At 64.7% G+C, this 25,953-nt stretch carries 23 protein-coding genes; 15 read left to right on the forward strand and 8 right to left on the reverse strand.

All coding sequences use genetic code 11. The features are described 5' to 3' along the window. The first annotated feature begins 329 nt into the window (after nucleotides 1-329). Nucleotides 330-1,598: an amidohydrolase family protein gene (locus IEX32_RS10255; protein WP_188771135.1), complete on the forward strand. Its 1,269-nt coding sequence runs from the start codon at nucleotides 330-332 to the stop codon at nucleotides 1,596-1,598. Between the two features lie 129 nt (nucleotides 1,599-1,727). Here IEX32_RS10255 and IEX32_RS10260 read toward each other — a convergent pair whose 3' ends face one another. After that, nucleotides 1,728-2,387 carry an extensin family protein gene (locus IEX32_RS10260; protein WP_188771137.1) on the reverse strand — a complete coding sequence of 220 codons (660 nt, stop codon included), beginning with the start codon at nucleotides 2,385-2,387 and terminating at the stop codon, nucleotides 1,728-1,730. Nucleotides 2,388-2,578: 191 nt separating this feature from the next. On the opposite strand from IEX32_RS10260, the gene IEX32_RS10265 reads away from it, so the two are divergent. The 3 genes from IEX32_RS10265 (at nucleotide 2,579) to IEX32_RS10275 (ending at nucleotide 6,484) form a co-directional block, all read left to right on the forward strand. Beyond that, complete coding sequence (locus tag IEX32_RS10265) at nucleotides 2,579-3,709, forward strand: phosphoserine transaminase (RefSeq protein WP_188771138.1); 1,131 nt, start codon at nucleotides 2,579-2,581, stop codon at nucleotides 3,707-3,709. 181 nt (nucleotides 3,710-3,890) lie between these two features. Continuing rightward, complete coding sequence (gene serA / locus IEX32_RS10270; protein WP_188771140.1) at nucleotides 3,891-5,477, forward strand: phosphoglycerate dehydrogenase; 1,587 nt, start codon at nucleotides 3,891-3,893, stop codon at nucleotides 5,475-5,477. A 161-nt stretch (nucleotides 5,478-5,638) separates the two neighbouring features. Further along, nucleotides 5,639-6,484, forward strand: a complete 846-nt coding sequence (locus IEX32_RS10275; protein ID WP_188771142.1) for an arylamine N-acetyltransferase family protein — start codon at nucleotides 5,639-5,641, stop codon at nucleotides 6,482-6,484. A gap of 87 nt (nucleotides 6,485-6,571) precedes the next feature. Here IEX32_RS10275 and moaB read toward each other — a convergent pair whose 3' ends face one another. The 3 genes from moaB to IEX32_RS10290 form a co-directional block, all read right to left on the reverse strand. After that, on the reverse strand, nucleotides 6,572-7,099 hold the full coding sequence (gene moaB / locus IEX32_RS10280; protein WP_188771144.1) for a molybdenum cofactor biosynthesis protein B: 528 nt from the start codon (nucleotides 7,097-7,099) through the stop codon (nucleotides 6,572-6,574). Then, nucleotides 7,089-8,807 carry a lytic transglycosylase domain-containing protein gene (locus tag IEX32_RS10285; protein ID WP_229736306.1) on the reverse strand — a complete coding sequence of 573 codons (1,719 nt, stop codon included), beginning with the start codon at nucleotides 8,805-8,807 and terminating at the stop codon, nucleotides 7,089-7,091. Before IEX32_RS10285 ends, moaB begins: the two co-directional genes overlap by 11 nt. 128 nt (nucleotides 8,808-8,935) lie before the next feature. After that, nucleotides 8,936-9,715, reverse strand: coding sequence for a uracil-DNA glycosylase family protein (locus tag IEX32_RS10290; RefSeq protein ID WP_229736307.1), 780 nt, complete (start codon nucleotides 9,713-9,715; stop codon nucleotides 8,936-8,938). A gap of 63 nt (nucleotides 9,716-9,778) precedes the next feature. Here IEX32_RS10290 and IEX32_RS10295 point away from each other — a divergent pair, with 63 nt between their 5' ends. Genes IEX32_RS10295 through IEX32_RS10305 form a run of 3 tightly spaced genes read left to right on the forward strand, consistent with a single transcriptional unit; the run spans nucleotide 9,779 to nucleotide 12,990 of the window. Beyond that, complete coding sequence (locus IEX32_RS10295) at nucleotides 9,779-11,428, forward strand: electron transfer flavoprotein-ubiquinone oxidoreductase (protein ID WP_188771148.1); 1,650 nt, start codon at nucleotides 9,779-9,781, stop codon at nucleotides 11,426-11,428. A 33-nt stretch (nucleotides 11,429-11,461) separates the two neighbouring features. Continuing rightward, the gene (locus IEX32_RS10300) at nucleotides 11,462-12,271 is read left to right on the forward strand and encodes a 4-(cytidine 5'-diphospho)-2-C-methyl-D-erythritol kinase (RefSeq protein ID WP_188771149.1); all 810 of its coding nucleotides are present in this window, start codon (nucleotides 11,462-11,464) and stop codon (nucleotides 12,269-12,271) included. Beyond that, entirely contained in the window at nucleotides 12,268-12,990 is a 723-nt protein-coding gene (locus tag IEX32_RS10305) for an N-formylglutamate amidohydrolase (RefSeq protein WP_188771347.1), read from the forward strand. The genes IEX32_RS10300 and IEX32_RS10305 overlap by 4 nt, the downstream gene beginning before the upstream one ends. A gap of 9 nt (nucleotides 12,991-12,999) precedes the next feature. Here the strand turns inward: IEX32_RS10305 and IEX32_RS10310 are convergent, their stop codons facing one another. Beyond that, a complete protein-coding gene (locus tag IEX32_RS10310) occupies nucleotides 13,000-13,431 on the reverse strand; it encodes a DUF3806 domain-containing protein (protein ID WP_188771151.1) in 432 nt (143 codons plus the stop codon). Nucleotides 13,432-13,611: 180 nt separating this feature from the next. On the opposite strand from IEX32_RS10310, the gene ilvD reads away from it, so the two are divergent. Genes ilvD through IEX32_RS10330 form a run of 4 tightly spaced genes read left to right on the forward strand, consistent with a single transcriptional unit; the run spans nucleotide 13,612 to nucleotide 18,497 of the window. Further along, nucleotides 13,612-15,468, forward strand: coding sequence for a dihydroxy-acid dehydratase (gene ilvD, locus IEX32_RS10315; RefSeq protein ID WP_188771154.1), 1,857 nt, complete (start codon nucleotides 13,612-13,614; stop codon nucleotides 15,466-15,468). After that, nucleotides 15,465-15,869 (forward strand): hypothetical protein, encoded by a 405-nt coding sequence (locus IEX32_RS10320; RefSeq protein ID WP_229736308.1) that lies wholly within the window; start codon nucleotides 15,465-15,467, stop codon nucleotides 15,867-15,869. Before ilvD ends, IEX32_RS10320 begins: the two co-directional genes overlap by 4 nt. Further along, nucleotides 15,859-17,253 (forward strand): NAD(P)H-hydrate epimerase, encoded by a 1,395-nt coding sequence (locus IEX32_RS10325; protein WP_188771156.1) that lies wholly within the window; start codon nucleotides 15,859-15,861, stop codon nucleotides 17,251-17,253. Before IEX32_RS10320 ends, IEX32_RS10325 begins: the two co-directional genes overlap by 11 nt. Further along, nucleotides 17,250-18,497 carry a class I SAM-dependent RNA methyltransferase gene (locus IEX32_RS10330; protein WP_188771158.1) on the forward strand — a complete coding sequence of 416 codons (1,248 nt, stop codon included), beginning with the start codon at nucleotides 17,250-17,252 and terminating at the stop codon, nucleotides 18,495-18,497. The genes IEX32_RS10325 and IEX32_RS10330 overlap by 4 nt, the downstream gene beginning before the upstream one ends. A gap of 21 nt (nucleotides 18,498-18,518) precedes the next feature. Here the strand turns inward: IEX32_RS10330 and IEX32_RS10335 are convergent, their stop codons facing one another. From IEX32_RS10335 to IEX32_RS10345, 3 genes are all read right to left on the reverse strand, one after another. After that, a complete protein-coding gene (locus IEX32_RS10335) occupies nucleotides 18,519-18,782 on the reverse strand; it encodes a hypothetical protein (protein WP_188771160.1) in 264 nt (87 codons plus the stop codon). Between the two features lie 64 nt (nucleotides 18,783-18,846). Then, nucleotides 18,847-19,275 carry an MAPEG family protein gene (locus IEX32_RS10340; RefSeq protein ID WP_188771162.1) on the reverse strand — a complete coding sequence of 143 codons (429 nt, stop codon included), beginning with the start codon at nucleotides 19,273-19,275 and terminating at the stop codon, nucleotides 18,847-18,849. Nucleotides 19,276-19,327: 52 nt separating this feature from the next. After that, nucleotides 19,328-20,293 carry a threonine ammonia-lyase gene (locus IEX32_RS10345; RefSeq protein WP_188771164.1) on the reverse strand — a complete coding sequence of 322 codons (966 nt, stop codon included), beginning with the start codon at nucleotides 20,291-20,293 and terminating at the stop codon, nucleotides 19,328-19,330. A 257-nt stretch (nucleotides 20,294-20,550) separates the two neighbouring features. Here IEX32_RS10345 and IEX32_RS10350 point away from each other — a divergent pair, with 257 nt between their 5' ends. From IEX32_RS10350 to IEX32_RS10365, 4 genes are all read left to right on the forward strand, one after another. Continuing rightward, nucleotides 20,551-21,762 (forward strand): saccharopine dehydrogenase family protein, encoded by a 1,212-nt coding sequence (locus IEX32_RS10350; protein WP_188771165.1) that lies wholly within the window; start codon nucleotides 20,551-20,553, stop codon nucleotides 21,760-21,762. Between the two features lie 212 nt (nucleotides 21,763-21,974). Continuing rightward, nucleotides 21,975-23,177, forward strand: a complete 1,203-nt coding sequence (locus IEX32_RS10355; RefSeq protein ID WP_188771167.1) for a carboxynorspermidine decarboxylase — start codon at nucleotides 21,975-21,977, stop codon at nucleotides 23,175-23,177. 359 nt (nucleotides 23,178-23,536) lie between these two features. Next, nucleotides 23,537-24,766, forward strand: a complete 1,230-nt coding sequence (locus IEX32_RS10360; RefSeq protein ID WP_188771169.1) for a type III PLP-dependent enzyme — start codon at nucleotides 23,537-23,539, stop codon at nucleotides 24,764-24,766. 203 nt (nucleotides 24,767-24,969) lie between these two features. Continuing rightward, nucleotides 24,970-25,866, forward strand: a complete 897-nt coding sequence (locus IEX32_RS10365; protein WP_188771171.1) for a hypothetical protein — start codon at nucleotides 24,970-24,972, stop codon at nucleotides 25,864-25,866. The last annotated feature ends 87 nt before the right edge of the window (nucleotides 25,867-25,953 follow it).

Here is a 25,953-nt window from a genome sequence, read left to right on the forward strand (position 1 = left end):
GGCAAGAAATCCATCAAAACCGCCCGCAAAGCCGCCGGATGGAACCCGGCCTTCCTCACTTCACTCCTCCAGCCCCAAATTCGTTAACCTGGACTCGTTGCCGTGCCCGGAACCATGCCAATGTCGCCAAGCGCCATAATGTGTGTCATAATCGTTTAGCGCGTGTTTCGCTGCCTGCCGCTGGAACGCGTCGCGAGCCGGAGACGTGATGGCCGGCGGGCATGTTGCGCGCAGTCGGATTCATCGTCTTGGCGTTGGGGTCCGCAATTGTAATTCGCTGGGCCGGTTGCGAAATGGGCCTCAAGCATATTTTTTCAGGAGATCTCGCAATGGCCGATACCGACGCCAAGGAAATGCAGGAGTCCGCGCGGAAATACTGGTCCGCCGAAGGTTACACCGCCGGCGGCGTCATCCGTGAAGTGGACTATGCGACCCAGTCGGGCGGTCTCGATCCCTCGCTCGAGGGCATCAAGATCGTCGACACCGACACCCACATCGTTGAGCCGCCGACGCTCTTCACCGACCGCGCGCCGGCCGGCATGAAGGACAAGATGCCTTACGTGAAGCGCGATGCCGACGGCGTCGACCGCTGGTACATCGGCGATCGCAACTGCGGCACGCTGGGCGGCAACGTGATCCGCAAGGACAACAACAAGCTGCTCGGTCGCCTTGCCTTCCCGACGCTTGAAGAGGCGCATGCCGGCGGCCACGAGGTCGCACCGCGCCTTGCCGCGATGGACGACATGGGTGTCTATGCCCAGATCTGTTTCCAGAATTCGGGCATCACCCAGGCCGGGATGCTGATGACGCTGGGCGACAACGACCTCGCCCTGCAGATCATCAAGACCTACAACGATTTCAACGCTGATTGGCAGAACGAGTCCGGCGAGCGTCTCTTCCCGATGGCGCACCTGCCGCTGTGGGACAAGGCCGAACTCGAGAAGGAAGCGCGCCGCTGTATCGACATGGGCCTGCGCGGCTTCGTGCTGCCCGATACGCCCGAGCGCGTCGGCGTGCCCAGCTTCCACCATGACTACTGGACGCCGTTCCTTGAGATGATCGATGCCGAGGGCATTCCCCTCAACTTCCACCTCAACGCCGCGATCGACCCGAACACGCTGACCTGGGAAGGGTTCGAGTTCGAACAGATCCTTTCGGTCGTCGCGACGATGTTCTCGATCGGCAATGCCGCCACGCTCGGCAACTGGATGGTCTCGGGCCGTCTCGACCAGCATCCGAATCTCAAGATCGGCCTGATCGAGAGCGGCATGGGCTGGGTGCCGTTCGCCGTGGAGGCGCTGGAGCACCAGTTCCAGGAAATGCTGCCGCGCAAGCGCGACGTGCTCAAGAAGCAGCCCTGGGACTACTTCCGCGATCACTTCATGTGCACTTTCTGGTTCGAGAAGGTCGCGCCCAAGCTGCTGCTGGAAACGATCGGCGTCGACAACGTCATGTTCGAGACCGACTTCCCGCACCCGACCTCGCTCTATCCGGGCGTGCAGGCGCACATCAAGAACGTGCTCGGCGGCTACGATTACGCGGTCAAGAAGAAGGTTCTCCAGGACAACGCGGTGCGCTTCTACAAGCTGCCGTTCTGATTGTTATCGTCATCCCGGGCTTGACCCGGGACCGCTGGCTGTCGCTCGGCACACCGTCTCGGTGGGGCCCCGCGTAAACACCGCCACCGGTCCCGGGTCGAGCACGGGATGACGACATCTTGCATGACCTCACCGGCAGAACCGTGCGCCGTCCGCCTCAAGGTGGAAGTGGTTATCGTGGGCCGAGTTGTAATCCGGCCCCAGCACCGTGCCGAAGCGCTTGCAGGCGCTCTCGTGCACGATCCGCAGGAAGCGCCTTTCTGCCGGCGTTCCCCCATTCCAGCCCCCGAGTACGCTGATGCGGCGCCCGTCCGCCAGCACGAAGGCTGACACGTCGATCGCATTGGCGCTGGCATGGCCGGAGCGGCGATTGGTGCCGGCGATGTTGCGGCAGGAATAGCTGCCAAAGGTTTCGATCCGTACCAGGCGACTGCCGAGAATCTGTTCGGCCGCGCGGTCCACGCCAAAGCGCGCCCACGCGGCGAAAGTCGTCGCCAGCGGGCAAGTGACGGGGCCGAGGTTCGACAGTTCGAGCAAAGCCGAATCGCTGCGCAGGTTGGCAAGCCTGACCGTGCCGACGTTTGAGCAGCCGGGGGAGAAATACTGGTCGGGCAGGGGCATGAATGAGGCTTGCTGGGTACCGAGTTCGGAAAGGCACTGCCGGTATTCGGGACGGTTGCTGATGCTGCCGGAGGCCGGACGGGATCCCTGCCGTTTCGGTGCCTGCGGAATGTCCATGCAGGCGCCGAGCGCGGCGAGAAGCGGCAGGATAAGCAGGATTCTGCGCATGGCGGGAGTTTTCGCAGCGAATGGTTAACAGAAACTTGCTGAAACCTCTGTAAATTCCATTTGCGGCGAGCTGAAGGCGGAATGTTGCGCGGGCCGTCGATCATGATTGACAAATTCTCGCTGGCCACTAGACGCGGCTCCGGGCCACGCGGTCCCAACGCCGCGCGAGCTCTCTGCAAGGAGAGTCAGAAATGACTGATATTATGGTACCGGCGCGCAAGCCTGCGCGTCCGCATTTTTCTTCCGGTCCCTGCGCCAAGCCGCCGGGATATTCCCCCGAAAAGCTCGCCACCGAATCGCTGGGCCGCTCGCACCGCGCCAAGATCGGCAAGTCGCGCCTCGCCCATTGCATCGACCTGATGCGCGAGGTGCTGCAGCTTCCCGACACGCACCGCATCGGCATCGTGCCCGGTTCGGACACCGGCGCTTTCGAGATGGCGATGTGGACCATGCTCGGCGCCCGTCCTGTCACGACGCTGGCCTGGGAAAGCTTCGGCGAGGGGTGGGTCACCGACGCCGTCAAGCAGCTCAAGCTCGATCCGACCGTCCTACGCGCCGACTACGGTCAGCTGCCGGACCTGTCGCAGGTCGACTGGTCGAACGATGTGCTCTTCACCTGGAACGGCACCACTTCGGGCGTGCGCGTCCCCAATGGCGACTGGATCGCCGAGGACCGCGAGGGCCTGTCCTTCGCCGATGCCACCAGCGCCGTCTTCGCCTACGACATTCCTTGGGACAAGATCGATGTCGCCACCTTCTCCTGGCAGAAGGTGCTGGGCGGCGAGGGCGGCCATGGCGTGCTGATCCTCGGTCCGCGCGTGGTCGAACGGCTGGAGAGCTACACCCCGTCCTGGCCGCTGCCGAAGGTCTTCCGCCTTACCAAGGGTGGCAAGCTGACCGAAGGCGTGTTCAAGGGGGAGACCATCAACACCCCGTCGATGCTCGCCGTCGAGGATGCGATCTTCGCGCTCGAATGGGCGAAGGGGCTGGGCGGTCTCGAAGGGCTCAAGGCGCGCAGCGATGCCAATGCCGCCGCGCTCGACAAGATCGTCGCGGAGCGTGACTGGCTCGGCCATCTCGCCGCCGACCCGGCCAATCGTTCGAAGACCTCGGTCTGCCTGACGGTCGAGGGCGCGGATACCGACTTCATCAAGAAGTTCGCCGCCGTCCTCGAAAAGGAAGGCGCTGCCTTCGACATCGCCGGCTACCGCGATGCCCCGGCCGGCCTGCGCATCTGGTGCGGAGCCACGGTCGACACCGCCGATATCGAGGCGCTCGGCCCCTGGCTCGATTATGCCTACGCCGTGACCAAGAACGGCTGATCCATCCGTCATCCCGGCGAAGGCCGGGATCGCTGGCGATGTTGACCCGCGCTTTCGCCGAGACGGCGTGCCGGACGACCCTCCAGCGGTCCCGGAGCAAGTCCGGGATGACGACGATTTCTACACCGAATTTCACTGCCGAATTTCGGAACACTCCCCCGAAAGGGAAAGGGAGATTGACATGACCACCAAGCCCAAAGTCCTCATTTCCGACAAGATGGACCCGAATGCCGCCGCGATCTTCCGCATTCGCGGCTGTGAAGTCGATGAGATCACCGGTCTCAAGCCCGAAGAGCTGAAGGAAATCATCGGCAAGTACGATGGTCTTGCGATCCGCAGCTCGACCAAGGTCACCAAGGACATTCTCGACGCCGCGACCAATCTCAAGGTCGTCGGCCGTGCCGGCATCGGCGTCGACAATGTCGACATCCCGAACGCCTCGGCCAAGGGCGTCGTCGTGATGAATACGCCTTTCGGCAACTCGATCACCACCGCCGAGCACGCCATCGCCCTGATGTTCGCGCTCGCCCGCCAGCTGCCCGAGGCAGACGTCTCGACCCAGCAGGGCAAGTGGGAGAAGAACCGCTTCATGGGCGTAGAGGTCACCGGCAAGACGCTGGGCCTGATCGGCGCGGGCAATATCGGCTCGATCGTCGCCAGCCGCGCGCTGGGTCTGAAGATGAAGGTCGTTGCCTTCGATCCGTTCCTGACCCCCGAGCGTGCGGTCGAGATGGGCGTCGAAAAGGCGGACCTCGACACGCTGCTGGAGAAGGCCGACTTCATCACGCTGCACACGCCGCTGACCGACCAGACCCGCAATATCCTGAGCCGCGAGAATCTTGCCAAGACCAAGAAGGGCGTGCGCATCATCAACTGCGCGCGCGGCGGTCTCGTCGATGAATTGGCGCTCAAGGAACTGCTCGATTCCGGTCATGTCGCGGGTGCCGCACTCGATGTTTTCGTGACCGAGCCTGCCAGGGAATCGCCGCTGTTCGGTACGCCGAACTTCATCTGCACGCCCCACCTCGGCGCGTCGACCAACGAGGCGCAGGTCAACGTCGCGTTGCAGGTGGCCGAGCAGATGGCGGACTACCTCGTCAACGGCGGCGTCACCAACGCGCTGAACATGCCGTCGCTCTCCGCCGAGGAAGCGCCGAAGCTGAAGCCCTACATGGCGCTTGCCGAGCAGCTTGGCAGCCTCGTGGGCCAGCTCACACACGATTCGGTGCCGCGTATCTCGATCCATACCGAGGGCGCTGCCGCCGAACTCAACATGAAGCCGATCGCTGCTGCGGTTCTGGCCGGTTTCATGCGCGTCCAGTCGGACACGGTGAACATGGTCAATGCCCCCTACCTCGCCAAGGAGCGCGGCCTTGAAGTGCGCGAGATCAAGACCGAGCGCGAGGGCGACTACCACACGCTGATCCGCGTCTCGGTCAAGACCGAGATCGGCGAGCGTTCGGTGGCCGGCACGCTGTTCAACAACGTCGAGCCGCGTCTGGTCGAGCTCTTCGGCATCAAGGTGGAGGCGGAACTGGCGGGCCACATGATGTATATCGTCAACGAGGACGCGCCGGGCTTCATCGGCCGCATCGGCACCCTGCTGGGCGAAAACGAGATCAACATCGGCACCTTCAACCTCGGCCGCCGCGAGGCCGGCGGCGAGGCGGTGCTGCTGCTTTCGCTGGACGGTGCGATTCCCGAAAGCGTCCTCAAGCAGGCCTGCGAGGTGCCGGGCGTTCGGATGGTGAAGGCGCTTTCCTTCTGAGCAGAGGCTTTACGGGCTTCCAAACGGAAAGGGCTGGTGCGCTGCGCCGGCCCTTTTTCGTACGAGGACCGGCGGCTGCGAATGGGGAAAGGCCGCCGCTCGTTCGTCAACAGGTTGTTCGCGCACTTGCCCACGGCCTTGTCCACAGGCAAAGGCGCCTGATGACGGAACTCGAACGCTATTTGTCTCGCATTGGCCTTGCCCAGGCTCCCGCCGCCGACGTGGAAGGGCTTGCCGCCGTGCAATTGGCGCATCGCCAGTCGATCGGTTTCGAAAACCTGGACATTCATCTGGGGCGCGGCATTCGCATCGACAGTTCCTCCGTGTTCGACAAGCTCGTGGTGCGCGGGCGGGGCGGGTACTGTTTCGAACAGAACCGGCTCTATTCCGACATGCTCGCGCTGCTCGGCCTCGAGAACCGGCCGCTGCTCGCCCGCGTACGGCTGGGCCTTCCCGAAGGGGTGAACCCGCCGCGCACCCATGTGCTGCTGCTGGTGGAGATGGACGGCGGCCAATGGATCGCGGATGCCGGTTTCGGCGGCAGTCTGGTGCCCCCGCTGGCGCTGGAGGACGGCGTGGAGACGGCAACGGCGGACGGCGCGCGCCATCGCCTGCGCCGGACGGGCAAGGCCGGATCGCTCGGTGGCGAATGGCTGCTGGAGCGTGCCGGGCCGGCTTCGGTTACCGACGGGCGCGCTTCCCCTCACGCTGACTGGCAGGCGCAGTATACTTTCGAGCTGTCAGAGGTGGCGCCCGATGATCTGGAACAGGGCAACCACTGGACCTCGACGCGGCCGGGAACGCGCTTCACTTCGCTCCACGTCGCCAGCATCGTTCTGCCGGACGGCTTCGCGGCCCTGAGCGACCGGCAGGTGACGATCTACCGTCAGGGTATGAGCGAGACGCGCACGATTGCTGACGCCGCGGATTATGCACGGACCTTGCGCGAGACGTTCCGGATCGCGCTGGCCGACGAGGAAGCGGCCGGGCTGCCGTTGTTCGCCTAGAACCACGCGCGGGTCCGAAGCAGAACCGCTTGCCCTGACCTTGTCTAAGGCTTTTGCCGGTGCCCGGAATGACGCCCCGTGCCGGCGCTATTGCTCTTTCAACCGCGGCATCAGTTCCACGAAATTGCAGGGCCGGTTGCGGCTGTCGAGCTGTTCGGCGAGGATGCCGTCCCAGCCGTCCTTCACCGCGCCGTTCGAACCGGGCAGGGCAAAGACGTAAGTTCCGCGCGCGACCACGGCCATGGCGCGGCTCTGCACCGTCGAGGTGCCGATGGTCTTGTAGGAGAGCCAGCGGAACAACTCGCCGAAGCCGGGGATTTCCTTGTCCTTGATCTTGTCGAGCGCCTCGGGCGTGACGTCGCGGCCGGTGAGACCGGTGCCGCCGGTCGAGACGATCGCGTCGATACCCGTGTCATCGATCCAGTTGTTCAGGCGGATGACGATGCGCCCCGCATCATCCTTTTCAATCGCGCGCGCGATGAGCTTGTGCCCGGCGTTTTGGATGCGTTCGGCGAGGATATCGCCGGAGGTGTCTTCATCGGGGCCGCGCGTGTCGGAAACGGTCAGAAGGGCAATGTTGATCGGCTTGAAGGTCCGTTCGGGATCAATGGCCACGCATTATCGCTCCGTTCGCTGCCATGCGCACACCTTGCGAGCCGGCCAGGCTCGGGAAAGTCGGCCACATGTCCTGTGCCAGCGCCATCCGGCTTTCCGAGACGCCGCCAGCCTGACGCTCGTACATCCAGTAGTTGCGCAGGACAATGTTCACGTAGCCGCGCGTCTCCCAGTAGGGGATCGATTCCATCCATAGCAGCGGATCGCCGTCGTCCCTTACCTCGCTATTCCAGCGCGTGACCGGGGTGAGGCCGGCATTGTAGGCGGCAATGACCTTGGGAAGGAGGCTCTGCGTGCCGGCAGCGTCCTTGAGCATCTCGAGATGTCGCTGGCCGAATGCGAGGTTGATTTCAGGCTTGTTGAGGTCGCTTGCAGAACCGGACACGCCGATCGCGGCGGCGTGGTCCTTCGCCGCGGAAGGCATGATCTGCATCAGCCCGCGCGCGCCCGCCGGACTGACGACCGTGGCCTGGAAGATCGATTCCTGAAGCGCATGCGCATAGACGAGCGCCGGATCCACTTTCCAGCCGCCGGCCGGTGTCCACTTCGGCGTCGGGAAGCGCGCGGCGGGTTCGGGCTTCCCGCCTCGCGGCGCATTGTAGGCCATCCAGAGCTGCGTCGAAGGCAGGCCGAGATCACGGGCGAGGCGCGTAAGCGGTGCGTATTGCTCCGGGTCGCCAATACGCGCCTGATGGCGCAGGACTTCGTCGGCGAGGCCATCCTTGCCGATCTCGACGAGTTCCACGGCCGCGCGGACATTGGCCTTGGTGCGCAGTTTCTGCCAGTCGGACTGGGTGAAATCCGCTTCGGCGTGCTGTTCGGAAAGCTTCATGCCGAGCTGCTCTGCGGCAAGCATACCGTAAAGCGTCTCGTCCCGCGCGGCGGCGAGGCGGAGCGGCGCGGCGGCGAGATCGGGCCGGCGGCAGCGGATCAGGGCGCGGCTGTGCCAGTAATGCGCGGCCGACGTCATCTCGTCGTTTTCGGAACTGCGCGCGGCCTTGCCGAAGGCATCGGCGGCGCCTTCGCAGTCACCGAGGCGCCAGGCGGCGAGCCCGGCCGTCCACCATGCCTCGCCCACCCATGGACCGGTGCCCATGGCGGCAAGCTGGGCCATTTCGTAGGCGGCAGCGTCCTGGCTTTCTATGTAGTAGCTCCAGGCCGCGCGCTGGCGCCATTCGGCCCGTGCCGAACTGCTCAGGGCCGCGTCGATGCCGTCGAGTAAAACACGCGCGCCTACGGGATCGTCGTTCCTGATCCGGTCGAGAATGTCGGCCGAGATGGCCGCGGGCATCGTACCATCGCTGATCGAGGCGGGCCGCGTGCGCTTGGGGATGGAGGGAAGGCGGGCGAACTGTTGTTCGCTCGGCAGGCTCGGCACGGCTTCAGCACCGCGCTTCAGGGCAAGGCGGCCGATCTGGTCCGCGCCGGGCAGCTCGGTGCCGCCCGCCAGCCATGCCTGCAACTCGGGCAGTTCGATCCGGGGCGAGCCTGCGGCGAGGTAGTATTCCGCGCGGGCCTGCCGGTGCAGCGGCCCGTCGGGGCGCTCGGCGAGCATCCGCTGGACTTGCGACCAGTCCTTGGCATCGATCGCGTCGAAGATCTGCCGGTAATAGGCGCGATCGTCCTGGCTCAGCAGCGAAGGGACGGCGGTTCGGTCCGCGCGTGCGCGGAAATAATCTACGGCGGCGCTGTTGGCGTACGCAGGCATCACGGCCACGCTTGCGGCGCAAGCGATACCCATACCGGCGACCAATCCTGCCCTGGCAAGTCTTCTCAAGTTGAATGTCCTCGAACGCTCGATCACTCTGCTTGCACTGTCAGTGCCGGGGTGCCTGCTTATCGGGCAGTCCATTCCAGCCACGCCTGCCAGAGGACGGCCTTCCAGCGCGGCTGCGCCAGTAATGCGGGCAATCCCCTTGATGCAAGCAGAGGTATCGTTGTTCCTTCATGCTTAAATGTTTGTAAAACGGCAGAGCGTTGCGGCAATTCGTGGCCGAGAAGCGGCAGGACGTTGCCGCCGAGCACGATCAGCCGTTCGGGCGCCGCCAGCCGCACATGGTGGACCAGAACCTCGCCGAGGCCGCGATCCGTCACCGCGGGCCAGTCGGGCGCGGGAACGGCGCGGGGAAGGGCGCTTGCCAGGTAGATGTCTTCGCGCGTCGTCCCGAAGGCGCGCAGCATGGCATCGAGCAGCCGCCCCTGCTTTCCGGAAAGCAGCGCGTCGCGATCTTCCGGTTCCGGCATGTCCACCACGACCATGAGTTTCGCGCCCTGCCGGCCGTGGGGCAGGATCCGCCCCGCAGTGCCGTAATCATCGAGCAGGGGCTCGTTCAGCCACCACTGCGTGAATGCGGCAAGGTCCTGCGGCAGCGAGGCAGGGTCCAGGCGGGCCGGCGGCAGCGAGGCGGCGACGTCCTCCCCTGCCGTCTGGCGCGGCCTTTCGGGGCGCGGCTGGTCGCGGCTCTCTGCCTCCGGGGGCGCCAGCCACTGGCGCGGCTTGTCGACGAAATCGCAGTCGACCCCCGCGTCCCGCCACCAATCGAGCGCGCCTGTGATGTCGTTCAGAAACTGGTTATTGGGGGCGTGAACCATCGCGTGGGTCTTGACCTGTCGCACTCCACCAATCAAGGCACAACACGAATAAAGCGGCCCAGAATGCAGAACGAGATCGGGGATTCCATGATTGAACGTGAATCGATGCCATATGACGTCGTCATTGTCGGCGGCGGTCCCGCAGGCCTGTCGACGGCGATCCGGCTCAAGCAGGTCGACCCCGAACTGCAGGTTTGCGTGCTGGAAAAGGGCTCGGAGATTGGCGCGCACATCCTTTCGGGCGCGACGATCGATCCCAAGGCGCTCGACGAACTGCTGCCCACCTGGCGTGAAGACGGCTGCCCGCTGGCCGAGACCCCGGTAACGGACAACTGGCACTGGCACCTCACGCGCAAGGGCAAGTTCTCGATCCCGCACATCATCCAGCCGCCCTTCATGTCGAATGAGGGCAACTACACCGGTTCGCTCGGCAACCTGTGCCGCTGGCTTGCGGAACAGGCCGAGGCACTGGAGATCGAGATATTCCCCGGCTTCCCCGCCGCCGAGATCCTCTATGACGATAATGGCGCGGTGATCGGCGTCCAGACCGGCGACATGGGCGTGGACCGCGAAGGCAATCCCAAGCCGGACTTCCAGCCGGGCATGAACCTGCTCGGCAAGTACACCGTGTTCTGCGAAGGCGCGCGCGGCCACCTGACCAAGCGCCTCAAGGCGAAGTATGACCTCGAGGCCAATTGCCAGCCGCAGATCTATGGCCTGGGCATCAAGGAACTGTGGGATATCGATCCCGACAACCACATGCCCGGCCGCGTGATTCACACCCAGGGCTGGCCGCTTTCGGAGAACGACGCCTGGGGCGGCGGCTTCCTGTACCATCAGGCCAACGGCCAGGTCGCGCTCGGCTTTGTCACCGCGCTCGATTACAAGAATCCCTACATCTATCCGTTCGAGGAATTCCAGCGCTGGAAGCAGCACCCGGAGATCCGCGCGATCCTGGAAGGCGGTAAGCGCGTCGCTTATGGCGCGCGCGCGATCAACGAGGGCGGCTGGCAGTCGGTGCCGCAGCTTGCCTTCCCCGGCGGCGTGCTGGCGGGCTGCTCGGCCGGTTTCGTCAACGTGCCGCGCATCAAGGGCACGCATACCGCGATGAAGAGCGGAATGCTCGCCGCGGAGGCGATTGCCGCCGCGATCAAGGCGGGCCGTGAGCAGGATTCGCTGACGGAATACGATGCGGCGGTACGCGAGAGCTGGATCGCCAAGGAACTGAAGCTCGTCCAGAACGCGGAACCGATGGTTGCCAAGTGGGGCGGCGAGCTGGGCACGATTCTGGCGGGCGCCGACATGTGGCTGCGCACGCTGTTCGGCTTCGGCCTCGCCAAGCCGATGAAGCACCACACCGATGCTTCCGAAACGCAGCGCGCCGATCTCTACCAGCCGATCGAATACCCCAAGCCCGATGGCGTCATCAGCTTCGACCGCCTGACCAGCGTCTCCTACTCGTTCACCAACCACGAGGAAGAGCAGCCCTGCCATCTGCAGTTGAAGGATCCGGCGATCCCGACCGAGATCAACCTGCCGGTCTATGCGGGGCTTGAGGCGCGCTATTGCCCGGCGGGGGTTTACGAGTTCGTCGACCCGGACGGTACCGGCATGCGCCTGCAGATCAACGCGCAGAACTGCGTCCATTGCAAGACCTGCGACATCAAGGACCCGACGCAGAACATCGAGTGGGTGACGCCGGAAGGCGGCGGCGGGCCGAACTATCCGAACATGTGATCCTCCCCGAACCGGGAAAGGGGAGGATGGCGCATGAACGAGACCGCCTATGCCAAGATCAACCTTGCGCTGCATGTCCGGCAGCGGCGGGAGGACGGCTATCACGAACTGGAAACCCTGTTCGCCTTCGTCGATGACGGGGATCGCCTCTCGGTCTCGCCGGCCGGGCAAGATTGCCTGACGACGCAAGGCGAGTTTGCCGGGAAGATCGACGGCCCCTTTGGCAATATCGTCGCCAAGGCGCTCTCCGCACTGCCGCACGGGAAGGGCTGGGCGGTCAGCCTCGACAAACGCCTCCCGGTCGCGGCAGGGCTGGGCGGCGGTTCGGCGGATGCGGGCGCCGTGTTCCGCATGGTGGAGCGCACGCACGGCCTGCCGGACGATTGGCGTAGGCGCGCGGCAAGGCTGGGGGCCGACGTGCCGGCCTGCGTGCTCTCGAAGCCGTGCATCGGTACCGGAACGGGCACCGAACTGGAGCTCGTCGCCGAGAACGACCTTGCCGGCTGTCCGGTCCTCCTCGTCAATCCGCGAGAGCCGGTGCCGACCGGGCCGGTGTTCGGCGCCTGGGACGGCGTCGATCGCGGACCCTTGCCTCAGGGGACCCTGCGCGAGGTCGCAATGCGGGGGCGCAACGATCTGCAAGCACCTGCCATCACCATCTGTCCGGCGATCGCGGATGTGCTCGAGGCTCTCGGACGGACGGAACCTTTCATCGCGCGCATGTCGGGCTCGGGGGCGACGTGCTTCGCTCTCTATGACAGCCGCGAGGCCATGGAGGCGGCGGCAGGGTCCATTGCACGCGAGCATCCCGGGTGGTGGCAGATGAGCGGAGCCCTGTGTTGATTCACGAAGCCTATCGCATCGTCGGAACGCCGCGTTTCGGCGGTATCCTGGTCGTCGCCGATCACGCCTCGAACCGCGTTCCTGAGGATATCGTGCTCGGCATCGCGCCCGAACTGATGCATGAGCATATCGCGATCGACATCGGGGTGGCGGGCATCGCGGAAAGGATGGCGCGGCGCGGCGGCACCGCTGCGTTCCTCGGCAATGTCAGCCGCCTTGTCTGCGATACCAACCGTGACGAGGATGATCCCGCAGCCATACCCGAAACGAGCGACGGCCGGGTTATTCCGGGAAACCTCGACATTGACCGCGAAGCCCGGCTGGCGCGTTTTCACCGCCCGTTCCACGAAGCGCTGGGCGAGCTTTTGCACGGCACGCCGCAGGCGCTCACCCTGATCCTGCACAGTTTTACCCCCGCTCTGGAGACGCGTCCCGGGGAGGAGCGTCCATGGCATTGCGGCTTGCTTTACGACGAGGATGATCGCGGCGCGCGCCTGGCCCAGCCGCTGTTCGAGGCCGAGGGGCTGATCGTCGGCGACCAGCTTCCCTATTCGGGCAAGATCTACAATTCGACGATCTGCCGCCATGTCGAAAGCGAGGGACGGCCGTATCTCTATCTCGAAATCCGGCAGGACCTCATCGCGGATGAAGCCGGGCAGGAGGAATGGGCGGAACGCCTGACACGCATCTGCAATCAGGTCGCTATCGGGCACGAATAGGAAGCGTTGCTACTCCGCCTCGCCGCCGAACGCGATCTCGTTCAGCTGCTTGCGTGTCAGCTCGTACATGAAGTCGATGTCGACCCGCTCGCCTTCCTCGATCCGCTGCGAGATCATCGTTAGGGGGAAGCACAGGATGCTCGTGCCCGGCCAGTTGAGCGCGGGCTGGCGGCCATATTCGTCATCGACGGTGACCCAATCGAGCATGAGATCCTGGGCGAGGGCATCGCCCATCGCTATGCCGAGCGACTGCAGCTTCCAGGTGTCCTCCGGACCGACCCAGCCTTGCACGAGATTGGCGCGGATAACGGCGAGCTTGCCTTCGATCGTATCGTAGGCCTCATCGGGATCGGTCGAGAAATGGCCCTTGATCCAGCCTCTGGCCAGATCCAGCCACTCTTCTTCCTCCGGCTCTAGGATAAGGGAGTCCGGCACCGCCATGAAAGTAGTATAGCAGGTTGGCGGCCGGGCTTCAAAATTCCACCGCTTGCGCGAGATTTGTGCAATGATTGGTGCGCTCCCGATATTTTTTCGCTTCGGGTGAAGCCCCATATGGCGTAGGGGCCGCAGCACATTTCCGCGCTTTTTGGGCGCATCGTTACATGACCGGAGTTTCGTTCCATGCCCGCCTATCGTTCCCGCACTTCCACTCACGGCCGCAACATGGCCGGTGCCCGTGGCCTGTGGCGCGCTACGGGCATGAAGGACGGCGATTTCGGCAAGCCGATCATCGCGGTGGTCAATTCCTTCACCCAGTTCGTACCGGGCCACGTCCACCTCAAGGACCTGGGCCAGATGGTCGCGCGCGAGATCGAGGCGGCGGGCGGCGTCGCCAAGGAATTCAACACCATTGCGGTCGATGACGGCATCGCCATGGGCCACGACGGCATGCTCTATTCGCTGCCTTCGCGCGATCTGATCGCGGACAGCGTGGAATACATGGTCAACGCGCACTGCGCCGATGCCATGGTTTGCATTTCCAACTGCGACAAGATCACGCCGGGCATGCTGATGGCGGCAATGCGCCTCAACGTTCCGGCGGTCTTCGTCTCCGGCGGGCCGATGGAGGCGGGCAAGGTCGTGCTCAAGGGCAAGGAGCATGCGCTGGACCTGGTGGACGCCATGGTCGCCGCTGCCGACGAAAGCTACACCGACGAGGAAGTGGAGGCGATCGAGCGTTCGGCCTGCCCGACCTGCGGTTCGTGCTCCGGGATGTTCACGGCGAACTCGATGAACTGTCTCACCGAGGCGTTGGGTCTTTCGCTGCCGGGCAACGGTTCGACGCTAGCGACCCATGCCGATCGTCAGCGGCTGTTCCTCGAAGCCGGCCGTCTCGCGGTGGACTTGTGTCAGCGCTATTACGAGCAGGACGACGAGAGTGTCCTGCCGCGCAACGTCGCCAGCTTCAAGGCTTTCGAGAACGCGATGAGCCTCGACATCGCGATGGGCGGTTCGACCAATACCGTGCTCCACCTGCTCGCCGCCGCCAACGAGGCGGGCGTGGACTTCACGATGGCCGACATCGACCGGCTCAGCCGCAAGGTACCGTGCCTCTCCAAGGTCGCGCCGGCCAAGGCGGACGTGCACATGGAGGACGTTCACCGCGCCGGCGGCATCATGGCGATCCTTGGCGAACTGGACCGCGCCGGCCTGCTGCACACCGATCTGCCGACCGTCCACAGCAAGACCATGGGCGATGCGCTGGACCGCTGGGACATCGCGCGCACCAGCGAGGCGTCGGTGCAGGAATTCTTCAAGGCCGCACCCGGCGGCGTGCCGACGCAGACTGCCTTCAGCCAGTCGCGCCGCTGGAATGAGCTGGACCTCGACCGCGAGAACGGCGTCATCCGCAACAAGAAGCATGCCTTCAGCCAGGACGGCGGCCTTGCGGTGCTCTACGGCAATATCGCGCGTGACGGCTGCATCGTGAAGACGGCGGGCGTGGACGATTCCATCCTGAAGTTCACTGGCACGGCGCGCGTCTATGAAAGCCAGGACGCGGCGGTGGCGGGCATTCTTGGCGGAGAGGTCTCGGCGGGCGATGTGGTCGTGATCCGCTACGAAGGGCCTCGCGGCGGCCCGGGCATGCAGGAAATGCTCTATCCCACCAGCTATCTGAAGTCGAAGGGGCTCGGCAAAGCCTGCGCGCTGCTCACCGACGGACGCTTTTCGGGCGGCACTTCGGGCCTCTCGATCGGCCACGTCTCGCCCGAGGCGGCGGAAGGCGGTGAGATCGGCCTGGTCGAGAACGGCGACACCATCGAAATCGACATCCCCGGCCGCACGATCAACCTGCTGGTTTCCGATGAGGTGCTGAGCCACCGCCGCTCCACGCAGGACGCGCGCGGGGATGAGGCGTGGAGCCCGGTCCATCCGCGCAAGCGCAAGGTCTCGGCGTCGCTCCAGGCCTATGCCGCGATGACCACCAGCGCCGCCAGGGGCGCCGTGCGCGACGTATCGCAACTGAAGCGGAGATGATCGGGATGCGGGGCCTGTCGAAGAATGCTCGTTCGATACTCCCGCTTCTCGTGCTGGCGGGGTGTTCGTCGGAACAGCCCATTGTTCCGCCGGTTGCCGAAGGCACCGAGCACGTCGCATGCGCGGTGGACGGCGAAACCGAGCTGGCCGATGCCTGCGCGGTCGAGCGGACGGACGAAGACGGCAAGCTCGTGCTCGTGATTCGACATCCCGGGGGCGCCTTCCGCCGCTTCGCGGTGCTGACCGACGGACGCGGCATTGCCGTTGCAGATGGCGCGGATGAGGCTGCTACACGGCTCGATGGCGGCGCATTGGAGGTGACGGTCGGGGATGATCGCTATCTCTTCCCGGCTACCTTGAAGCCGGGGGGCGAATCCACCGGAGGGGCCGATGCCCGGTGACCAGATCCTTACCGTCGCGCAGGTGCGCGAGGCCGAGCAGGCGTTGATAGATGCGGGAAGCAGCATCGATGCGCTGATGCAGATCGCCGGGCGCGGCGCGGCCGACTGGATCTGGCGCATGGCCGGACGCCACAAGGTGACCGTCCTTTGCGGGCCGGGAAACAATGGCGGAGACGGCTACGTCATCGCCGAGGCCATTCGCGAGCGGGGCGGCCATGTCGTCGTGGTCGCGGCCGCCCAGCCGGGGACCGACGCCGCGAAGAATGCGCGCAAGGCGTTCGCCAGTGAGGTGCTGGGACCGGACGCGGACGTCTCCGGCCACGTCTTTGTCGACTGCCTGTTCGGCAGCGGCCTGACCCGTCCTCTGACGCATGACCACGCCGAACTGGTCAAGCGACTTGCCGCCACGCATCATCGCGCGGTCGCGGTCGACCTGCCGAGCGGCGTGCAGTCCGACAGCGGCATGCTGCTCAACGATGATCTGCCGCGCTATGACTTCACTATCGCCCTTGGGGCGTGGAAATTCGCGCATTTCCTGATGCCCGCTGCGGCGCGCGTGGGGGAACTGCGGCTCGTCCCTATCGGCATCGAGCCCGTCGAAGGCGCGGCCAGGACGGTTGTGCGGCCGCGTGTCCACGAACCGCCGGCTGACGCGCACAAGTACACGCGCGGGCTGCTGGCGGTCGTCGCCGGAAAAATGCCGGGTGCGGCCATACTGGCGAGCATGGCGGCGCGGGGCGCGGGGGCCGGCTATGTCAGGCTTTTTGCTGACCGCATGGACAACGTCCCGGTCGATGTCGTGGTCGACACGGGTATCCTTTCGGAAGTGCTGTCCGACGACCGCAACCGCGCGATCCTCGTGGGGCCGGGGCTCGGCCGCGATGGCGAGGCGCGCGAGCGTCTGGCGATCGCGCTCGCCGATCCCGTAACCGCCGTCGTCGACGCCGACGCACTGGTCCTGCTCACCCCGCGCGGGCTGGCGGAGCGGGCAGCGTCAACCATCGCCACGCCGCATGAAGGTGAACTGGTCGCGCTCGAACGTGCATTCGATCTCGACGGCAGCGGGACGCGGCCCGAACGGGCGCTGGCGCTGGCGCGGGCGAGCGGCATGGTCATTGTCGCCAAGGGCCCCGATACCGTGATTGCCGCACCCGACGGCCGGCTTGCCTGCGCGCGGTCCGCCACGTCATGGCTTTCGACGGCAGGGACCGGCGATGTGCTGGCCGGTGTGATTGCCAGCCGTGCGGCGAGCGGCGTTCCCGCGTTCGAGGCTGCCTGCGAGGGCGTCTGGCTCCATGGCAGCGCGGCACGGCTTTGTCCGCCGGCTTTTACGGCCAGCGCGCTTGCGGAAAGGATACCGGCTGCGTTAGCCGCGTGCTTGTGAACGACACCGAAGAAATCCTGCGCATCGCCGCCAAGGGCGACGGCGTCACCGCGTCGGGCCGCTTTGCCTGGGGTGCGGCGCCGGGCGACCTGCTGCACGCCGACGGCACCCTGAAATGGGGACCGCACCACGTGGAGCCGCCGTGCCGCCATTTCGGCCATTGTGGCGGATGCCAGCTCCAGCAGCTCGATGAGGAGAGCCTGATCGCTTTCGTCGAGGCGCGCGTCGCCAATGCGTCCGCTTCGCAAGAGCTGGGTACCGAGAAGATCGCGCCGCCGCATCTCTCGCCGCCGCTGAGCCGCCGCCGCGTGTCGCTGCGCGCGGAAAGTTCGGGCGGGCGCATCGTGATCGGCTTCCGCGAGGCGAGGTCGCACCGGTTGGTGGAGCTGGCCGAATGCCACGTCATGGCGCCGGAGCTGGCCGCGCTGCTCGGACCGCTGCGCAAACTGCTCATTGCGATGGGCAAGGGCGATGCGGGCAGGAAGGGCGGTAAACCGGGCAGGCATTCGCAGCCGCGCATGGCGGCCGATATCGAGATGACGCTGGCCGAGCAGGGCGTGGACCTCGGCATAAAGGGACTGACCGCTGAAGGCCTCGCGGCGACCGAAGCCATGCTGGACTTCGCCCGTGAACAGGGGCTGGCACGGCTGACGATGGACGGGGGCTACGGCCACGAAGTTGTGTGGGAGCCCGAGCCCGTCACGGTGCAGCTTGGCCAGGTTTCGGTGCCGTTCCCACCGGGCGCGTTCCTGCAGGCGACGCTCGACGGAGAACGGGCGCTGGTCGCCGCCGTCAGCGAGTGGCTGGAAGGTGCGCCGACGGTCGCGGACCTGTTTTCCGGCCTCGGCACTTTCGCCTTCGCGCTGGCCGGTCCGGGGACCAGGGTGTTTGCAGCGGAAGCCGCGCGCGATGCGCATCTTGCCTGCAAGGCTGCTGCCGATCGCGCGCAATTGCCCGTATTTTGCGCTCATCGGGACCTGTTCCGCAATCCGCTCCAGCCCGACGAGCTGAGCAAGTTCGCCGCCGTCGTGCTCGACCCGCCGCGTGCCGGCGCGCGCGAGCAGGTGGACTGTATCGCGCGTTCGGACGTGGAGAAGGTGGTCTACATCTCGTGCAACCCGTCAAGCTGGTCACGCGATGCGGCGCGGCTGATCGAAGGGGGCTTCCGCCTGGTGGAGCTGCGGCCGGTCGGGCAATTCCGCTGGTCGACGCACGTTGAATTGGCGAGCTTTTTTGTAAGGTGATGGGGCTGCGGGAAGCGGGGCTCAGCCGCCTCCCTGCGTCTTTGCCATCATGTCCATGAAGTCGCGCGCGGTGTTGCGGTCGGCCTCATCGCTGAAGGCTACGTCAAGGTCGGGGGCGGCGCCCAGCATGTACATCAGCGCCCAGAGCGCGAACTTGCGCCCCTTGTCCTTCTCCATGCCGAAATCGACCTTCATGCGGTCGATCCCCGCCTCCAGGGCGGCAGGGGTGACGGTGGTGGGATCGTCGGTGCCGAAATAGCGGCGCAGTTGGTCGTCGAAATCCATGCCACGCGCCCTATCAATTCGAACGGACAAGGCGAAGGGGGATCAGCGAAACGGCGACCTGAAATCAGAACATCGCCAGCGCCGCGCGAGCGACGAGGAACATCAGGCAAAAGCTCGAAAGGGCGAAGATGCCGAAACGCACAGTGACCTTGTTGATGGTCGACTGGATGATCGAGTGGATCACCCTCAATCCTACGTAGGCCCAGCCGACCTGCGCATTGAGGCCATCGCCCTGGCCGATGATCGCGAGCGTGATGGCCACGGCGTAAAAGACCGTGGGCGCTTCGTGAAGGTGGTTGTAGTTGTGGGCCTTCCACTGGACCTGCGGCGGCAGCACGTTGTCGAGCGACACGGTCGGATCGCTCACCAGTTCCTCGGGATCGACCTTTGCTGCGCTCAGCGCCGGAATGCGCGTTCCGTAAAGCCAGAACCACATGACCATGGTCCATGCCGCCAGCGCCACAACCGGTTGCAGGATAGCCATTCCGATCATTTCAAATGCCCCCTCTGCCAATACCTTAGCGTCGGCTTCGAAATGACGGTTGTCAATCGGCGCCGGTCAGGACCGCCGCAAAGCTTCTCGCGTCGGTGTTGCCGCCCGAAAGCACGACGGCGGTATGTTCTTGCAGCTCCACTTTCCCGGCAAGGACCGCCGCCAGCGCCGCCGCGCCGCCGGGCTCGAGAACCAGACGCAGGCGCTCGAATGCGAGACGCTGCGCCGCGCGGATCTCCGCCGGGGCGGCGACAAGGCCGAACGGGCAGCGCGCCTTCAGCACTTCGAAATTGATCGGATGGGTCGAGGGGGTCTGCAAGGCGTCACAGGCGGTCGCCGGGGCGTCGCCGGCGACGGGGACGATGGTTCCGGCTTCGAGGCTGCGGCGCACGTCGTCCCAGCCTTCGGGCTCTACGGGGATGATCGCGGACTCCGGGCAGGCGAGGGCAAGGCCGGCGGTCAGCCCGCCGCCGCCACAGGGCGTGACTATCAGGTCAGGCTGACGGCCCATCTGCGCTGTGATCTCTATGCCGGTGCTACCCTGTCCCTCGATGATCCAAGGGTCGCCGAAGGCGTGGACGAGCGTTGCGCCGCGTTCGCGGGTGACGCGTTTCGCCACTTCGTCGCGGTCCTCGCCGCCAGGGCGGTCGTAGAGCACCACTTCCGCGCCCAGTTCGCGGGTTCGGTCGAGTTTTACTTGCGGAGCATCGCCAGGCATGACGATGGTCGCGGCAATGCCCAGCTTGCGCGCCGCCCAGGCCACGCCCTGCGCATGATTGCCGCTCGACACGCCCACGACGCCGCGAGCGCGTTCCTCTTGCGAAAGCGCGGTGAGCCGATGCCAGGCGCCCCGGATCTTGAACGCGCCGACTGGCTGCAGGCACTCGGCCTTGCACCACACCGTCTGCCCGTCGACTTCGAGCGGGAGCAGCGGGGTAGGCGCCAGGATTTCGGCGATCTTGCGCGCGGCGAGGGCGACGCCCTGTGCGGTTGGATTGCGCTGTGAAGTCAATGCCATGTTAGCCCTGTAACCTCAACGGGAGAGGTGCGCCATCTGAATGACCGAGCGGGAATCCCTCCGCCGAGCGCTACAGTTTGTTGAGATCGACACGCGTGCTCGAACGCGATTGACGGTCGGGTGGGACAGGGCGTCCTGCCGGCATGGGGCACCGCGGCGCCGGAACGGCGTTGAGTTGTCATACAGGCATTCTATATGCGGCCATTCGTGCATGTTCGCGCGGCGCCGCGCGCCGGGCGATTTGAAGGAGAAAGTCGGTGAGCAAGGTTCTGGTGATCGGCGCGGGCGGCGTCGGCTCGGTCGCGGTCCACAAGATGGCGATGAATCCCGACATCTTCAGCGATATCCATCTGGCCAGCCGCACGGTTTCGAAGTGCGAGGCGATCGCCGAATCGGTGATGGAGCGCACCGGGATCGAGATCTGCACGTATGCCATCGACGCCGACGACGTGGAGGCAACCTCTGCGCTTATCCGGTCGATCGGCCCTGAACTCGTCGTCAACCTGGCGCTGCCCTATCAGGATCTGGCGATCATGGACGCCTGCCTGGCGACCGGCGTGAATTACCTCGACACCGCCAACTACGAGCCGCGCGACGTCGCGAAGTTCGAGTACAGGTGGCAGTGGGAATATCAGGATCGTTTCAGGGAAGCCGGCCTGATGGCGCTGCTCGGCTCGGGCTTCGATCCGGGGGTGACCAGCGTCTTTGCGATGTGGCTCAAGAAGCACAAGCTCAAGACGATCCGCACACTCGACATCCTCGACTGCAACGGGGGCGATCATGGCCAGCATTTCGCGACGAACTTCAACCCAGAGATCAACATTCGCGAAGTGACCGCGCCGGCGCGCCACTGGGAGAACGGTCAGTTCGTCGAGACTCCGGCGATGAGCACGAAGCAGAGCTTCGATTTCGAGGCGGTCGGCCCGAAGAACATGTACATGATGTATCACGAAGAACTGGAAAGCCTCGCCAGGTTCGTGCCCGAGATGGAGCGCGCGCGCTTCTGGATGACGTTCGGCGATGCCTATATCCAGCATCTTACAGTGCTGCAGAACGTCGGCATGACCCGTATCGACCCGGTCATGTATAACGGCGTGGAGATCATCCCGCTGCAATTCCTCAAGGCCGTGCTGCCCGAGCCTGCCTCGCTGGGGCCGACGACCAGGGGCAAGACCAACATCGGCGACATCGCCACCGGCGAGGCGCTCGATGGCAGCGGCGAGAAGACGTTCTACATCAAGAACATCTGCGACCACGAGGACGCCTACGAGGAAACCGGCAACCAGGCCGTAAGCTACACCACCGGCGTCCCGGCGATGGTCGGCGCGGCCATGATGCTGACCGGCGCCTGGAAGGGGGACGGCGTGTTCAACATGGAGCAGTTCGATCCCGATCCATTCATGGCGATGCTGAATGAGCAGGGCCTGCCGTGGACGGTGGAGGAACTGGACGGGCCGCTGCCGTTTTGATCAGAAAGGGGACATTGTGACGCGGTGCGGCATCGCAATGCTCCGAACTCATCCTACATCGTCACCCTGAACCTGTTTCAGGGTCCATGTCTCGCTTCAAACCAATGATCTGAGCGGCACAATGGATGCTGAAACACGTTCAGCATGACGACTTTGGCGAAGTGCGCTTCCACACAGGCGCGATGACTCTCCTGAAGGGAGAGGGAGTTACGATGGAAACCAGAGCCGGCGACCCGGGCGCCTTTGCCCACTTCGACCTGTCGCGTGTCGACAGCCCCGCCTTCGTGGTCGATGCCGCGAAGCTGCGCGAGAACCTGCGCGTGCTGCAGGACATCGGCGAGCGGTCCGGCGCCAGGGTGCTCTCCGCGCTCAAGGCGTTCTCGATGTGGTCGACCGCGCCGATCATCGGGGAATATCTCGACGGCGTATGCACCTCGGGCCTGTGGGAAGCGCGGCTCGCTTCGGAGTTCTACGACGGCGAGATCGCGACGTACTGCGCGGCGTACAAGCCCGACGAACTCGACGAGATCCTGCGCCTGTCCGATCATGTGATCTTCAATTCGCCGCAGCAGATCGAGCGCTGCCGGGCGGTCATCGAGGCGGCCCGCGCGCGCGGCGACGATTTCGATATCGGCCTCAGGCTCAATCCCCTGCACCCCGAAGGCGAGGTGCCGCGTTATGATCCGTGCGCGCCGCATTCGCGCCTCGGCTTTCCGATCGACCAGCTTGCCGACGAGCATGTCGAGATGATCGACGGCGTGCACATGCATACTCTGTGCGAGCAGGACTTCGAGCCGCTGCGTCGCACCTGGGACAAGGCCTTCGACTATCTCGAGCCCTACTTCGGCCAGTTCAGGTGGATCAACATCGGCGGCGGCCACCACATCACGCGCGCCGATTACCAGCGCGAGGAACTGGTCGAGTTCCTGCGCGACATGGCCGAGGACACCGGGGCCGAAGTCTATATCGAGCCGGGCGAGGCCGTTGCGCTCGATGCCGGAATCCTCGTCGGCACGATCCTCGATGTGGGCTGGAACGGCATGCCCGTTGCCGTGACCGACGTTTCCGCCACCTGCCACATGCCCGACGTGATCGAGGCGCCCTATCGCCCGGCCATGCTCGGCGAGCAGGTGATCGACGACGACATTCTTGTCGACGAGGCGCAAGGGGGCAGGGTGCGTCTGGGCGGACCCTCGTGCCTCGCGGGCGATGTCATCGGCGACTATGCGTTGCCGGTGCCGGCCGAACCGGGCGTGCGCTTCGCTTTCCTCGATCAGGCGCACTATTCGATGGTCAAGACGACGACGTTCAACGGCGTTCCTCTGCCCTCGATCTGGCTCTGGGATTCGGAAACCGATTCGCTCGAATGTATCCGCAAGTTCGATTACGAGGATTTTCGCGGCCGCCTGAGCTGATGCCGGGCGGTCTCAAGAGGGGCCCGATCCATCGGGCGGGCGGTCATACCGATTCGAATCCGGGGCACGTTTCTGCTATGAGCTGCGCGGGAAACACGGACGGAGGCCGCATGCATGGCTCTTGCCCACTGATCGCGGAGAGGTTGCTCTGATCAAGGTACGGAAATCACGGAGAATTCTCGTAGCGTCCCACCCTGCAGAGCAGGGCTGGAAACCCTACCTGTCGTTTTTGTGAAACCGCCGGAATTTTGCTTGCGATTCATGTGCGCAAGCCTATATCCCGCCCCTCGCTGCCCCATGGGGACTTCCAAACCGCAAGGCAGCTTTGTTGTTAACACACCGATTGGGGGTCCCTTGAGTTGCACATTCACCCTGACGCACCGGCTGTAGTTCGCGCCCTTGCGCCCGACGAACCCGTTATCCTGAACCGTCCGCACGCCGCGGCGCGCGCGGCCCGATTCTTCGCCACGAAGTTTCCGGGCAAGTCGCTCTATGCGGTGAAGGCGAACCCGTCCGCGGATCTCGTGCAAATCCTGTGGGACAACGGCATCACGCATTTCGACGTGGCCTCGATTGCCGAGGTGCGCATGGTGCGCGGCGTGCTGCCCACGGCCACGCTGTGTTTCATGCATCCGGTCAAGACGTCGAGCGCCATCCGTGAGGCTTACCGCGACCACGGCGTGCGCACCTTCAGCCTCGACACGCTCGAGGAACTGGAAAAGATCCTCGCCGCGACCGCCGATGACGAAGGCAATCTCGCCACCGACCTGCGCCTCTGTGTGCGCCTGCGCGTTTCCTCCGACTATTCGGAGCTGAGCCTTGCCAGCAAGTTCGGTATCGACCTTGCCGACGCCGCGCCGCTGCTGCAGGCGACCCGCCAGGTGGCGGACTGGCTGGGCCTGTGCTTCCACGTCGGTTCGCAGGCGATGACGCCGTTCGCCTATGTGCAGGCGCTCGAGCGCGTGCGCGCCGCGATTGCCGACGCCGGCGTCGTCATCGACATGATCGATGTCGGCGGCGGGTTTCCCTCGGTCTATCCGGGCATGGAGCCGCCGCCGCTGGAGGACTACTTCGCGATCATCCACCGCCACTTCGAGGCGTTGCCGATTGCCTACAACGCCGAGCTGTGGTGCGAGCCGGGCCGGGCGCTGTCGGCCGAGTACAACTCGCTGATCGTCAAGGTCGAGAAGCGCCGGAGCGACGAGCTTTACATCAACGACGGCGCCTATGGCGCGCTCTACGACGCGGCCCACGTCGCCTGGCGCTTCCCGGTCAGGCACATCGCCCGCGACGGCAGCAACGACAATGGCTCGTTCGGGCGTGAGGAGCTGCAGGAATACTCGTTCTACGGCCCCACCTGCGACGATGCCGACTTCATGGAGGGCCCCTTCATGCTGCCGGCGGATATCAAGGCGGGCGACTGGATCGAGGTCGGCATGCTCGGCGCCTACGGCGCGGCCATGCGCACCGCCTTCAACGGCTTCGGCCAGGGCGATGCCGTGACCGTCGCCGACGAACCGATGGCAAGCCTCTACACCGGCGAACGCAAGGACCCGCGCGTTTCGGACAACGTGGTGTCGCTGCGCTGATTTGAGCGCGGCGATTGGAATGAAGGACCCTCCGCTGGCTGTGGGCTGGCGGGGGGTTTTTCTTTCACGCGGGCTGCGAACCAGAGCATGCGGATCGTGAGCTGAGGGGCTGATGTCGGCTCACTCTGACATAGTGGCTATGGGTTGGATCGGCGGCCTTGCCTGCTATTGTCGTATTAAGCCGCTCGGGGAAAGGTTGTGCCTTGAAGTTCTGGACGTTTTCATCAGTAATTCTTGCCGCTATCTCTATTTCATCGTGTGGCGGGGCATTTGAGGTTTATACCTCCGCCGCGGGTACTGTGGATAGCAAAGCGACCTTCATTGGCAGTCAGTACAAAATATTGCCGCCGCCGACGCCCAACGGCGAATACCCCTACGAACGTTATGAAGGCGCGCGTCTACAAAGTTCTGCAGATGAGATGATCGGGAGCCGAGTTGCCGAGTTTGTAGCACATCGGAAAGTCTTCAGTGTGTTTCGCCAAGAGGAGGTGCATGGATTTTTCCCGGTGGCGCGAGCTGGTGTCGACCCGGGAATGTGCCAAACTAGGCCGTTTTACGTGATTCTGCGCTGGGGAAAGCGCGAAGAGGAAGTGGTGCGTATCGGATGGAGGGAAACGCTGAATGGGGTAGCGGGCAGCGTTGCGCCAATGCCGAAGCCCTGGCCTAACGCGTACCGAATTCGGCTCACCGAAGCCTGCGCAGCCCGACGTGATCTTGGATGGTGGTTTTTAGCTGAACCCTCAGAGGCGTATCTCGCTGCGCGTTTGGCAGACAGCGTCGTGGCCTCGGCGAGGCGACAGGGGGAGTTGCCGTTCACTCTCACATGTGAGCCATTCCCCCGAGGGGAGTTGTCGCGACCGCTTTGCGAGCAGGACGTTCGCAGAACCGTCTCGGACATCAATCCGCGAGCGATTATGCGAGTTTCGAATTGCACTGCTTCCAAGCCGCGCGAATGCATGGAGATTGCGGTTGCAAAAGATCCTGCTGGCTCAGAGGTGGACACCAATCAGTGGGGTCTGCAAATCACTTTTGTGCAGAATGACCACGCATTGGAAATCAACCAGGTCGATGTGTCGGACACACAATTGATAATTGAGTGATTGTGCCGCGACGCTTGAACATCGATGAGCCCCGGTTTGACGATGGCGCTCTACTGCCAGCCGCCTTTAACGAGCGGGGATGATGTA

This window comes from Novosphingobium endophyticum (assembly GCF_014640675.1).
Taxonomy (GTDB): Bacteria; Pseudomonadota; Alphaproteobacteria; order Sphingomonadales; family Sphingomonadaceae; genus Novosphingobium; species Novosphingobium endophyticum.

Bases quoted from the DNA above. Each gene is read 5' to 3' on its own strand.
- IEX32_RS10265 (WP_188771138.1), top strand. From the start codon at position 2,579: ATGACTGATATTATGGTACCGGCGCGCAAGCCTGCGCGTCCGCATTTT.
- IEX32_RS10335 (WP_188771160.1), bottom strand. From the start codon at position 18,782: ATGGATTTCGACGACCAACTGCGCCGCTATTTCGGCACCGACGATCCC.
- IEX32_RS10325 (WP_188771156.1), top strand. From the start codon at position 15,859: ATGCCCGGTGACCAGATCCTTACCGTCGCGCAGGTGCGCGAGGCCGAG.
- IEX32_RS10310 (WP_188771151.1), bottom strand. From the start codon at position 13,431: ATGGCGGTGCCGGACTCCCTTATCCTAGAGCCGGAGGAAGAAGAGTGG.
- IEX32_RS10275 (WP_188771142.1), top strand. From the start codon at position 5,639: ATGACGGAACTCGAACGCTATTTGTCTCGCATTGGCCTTGCCCAGGCT.
- IEX32_RS10320 (WP_229736308.1), top strand. From the start codon at position 15,465: ATGATCGGGATGCGGGGCCTGTCGAAGAATGCTCGTTCGATACTCCCG.
- IEX32_RS10255 (WP_188771135.1), top strand. From the start codon at position 330: ATGGCCGATACCGACGCCAAGGAAATGCAGGAGTCCGCGCGGAAATAC.
- IEX32_RS10345 (WP_188771164.1), bottom strand. From the start codon at position 20,293: ATGGCATTGACTTCACAGCGCAATCCAACCGCACAGGGCGTCGCCCTC.
- IEX32_RS10260 (WP_188771137.1), bottom strand. From the start codon at position 2,387: ATGCGCAGAATCCTGCTTATCCTGCCGCTTCTCGCCGCGCTCGGCGCC.
- IEX32_RS10295 (WP_188771148.1), top strand. From the start codon at position 9,779: ATGATTGAACGTGAATCGATGCCATATGACGTCGTCATTGTCGGCGGC.
- IEX32_RS10340 (WP_188771162.1), bottom strand. From the start codon at position 19,275: ATGATCGGAATGGCTATCCTGCAACCGGTTGTGGCGCTGGCGGCATGG.
- ilvD (WP_188771154.1), top strand. From the start codon at position 13,612: ATGCCCGCCTATCGTTCCCGCACTTCCACTCACGGCCGCAACATGGCC.
- IEX32_RS10300 (WP_188771149.1), top strand. From the start codon at position 11,462: ATGAACGAGACCGCCTATGCCAAGATCAACCTTGCGCTGCATGTCCGG.
- IEX32_RS10355 (WP_188771167.1), top strand. From the start codon at position 21,975: ATGGAAACCAGAGCCGGCGACCCGGGCGCCTTTGCCCACTTCGACCTG.
- serA (WP_188771140.1), top strand. From the start codon at position 3,891: ATGACCACCAAGCCCAAAGTCCTCATTTCCGACAAGATGGACCCGAAT.
- IEX32_RS10285 (WP_229736306.1), bottom strand. From the start codon at position 8,807: ATGCCTGCGTACGCCAACAGCGCCGCCGTAGATTATTTCCGCGCACGC.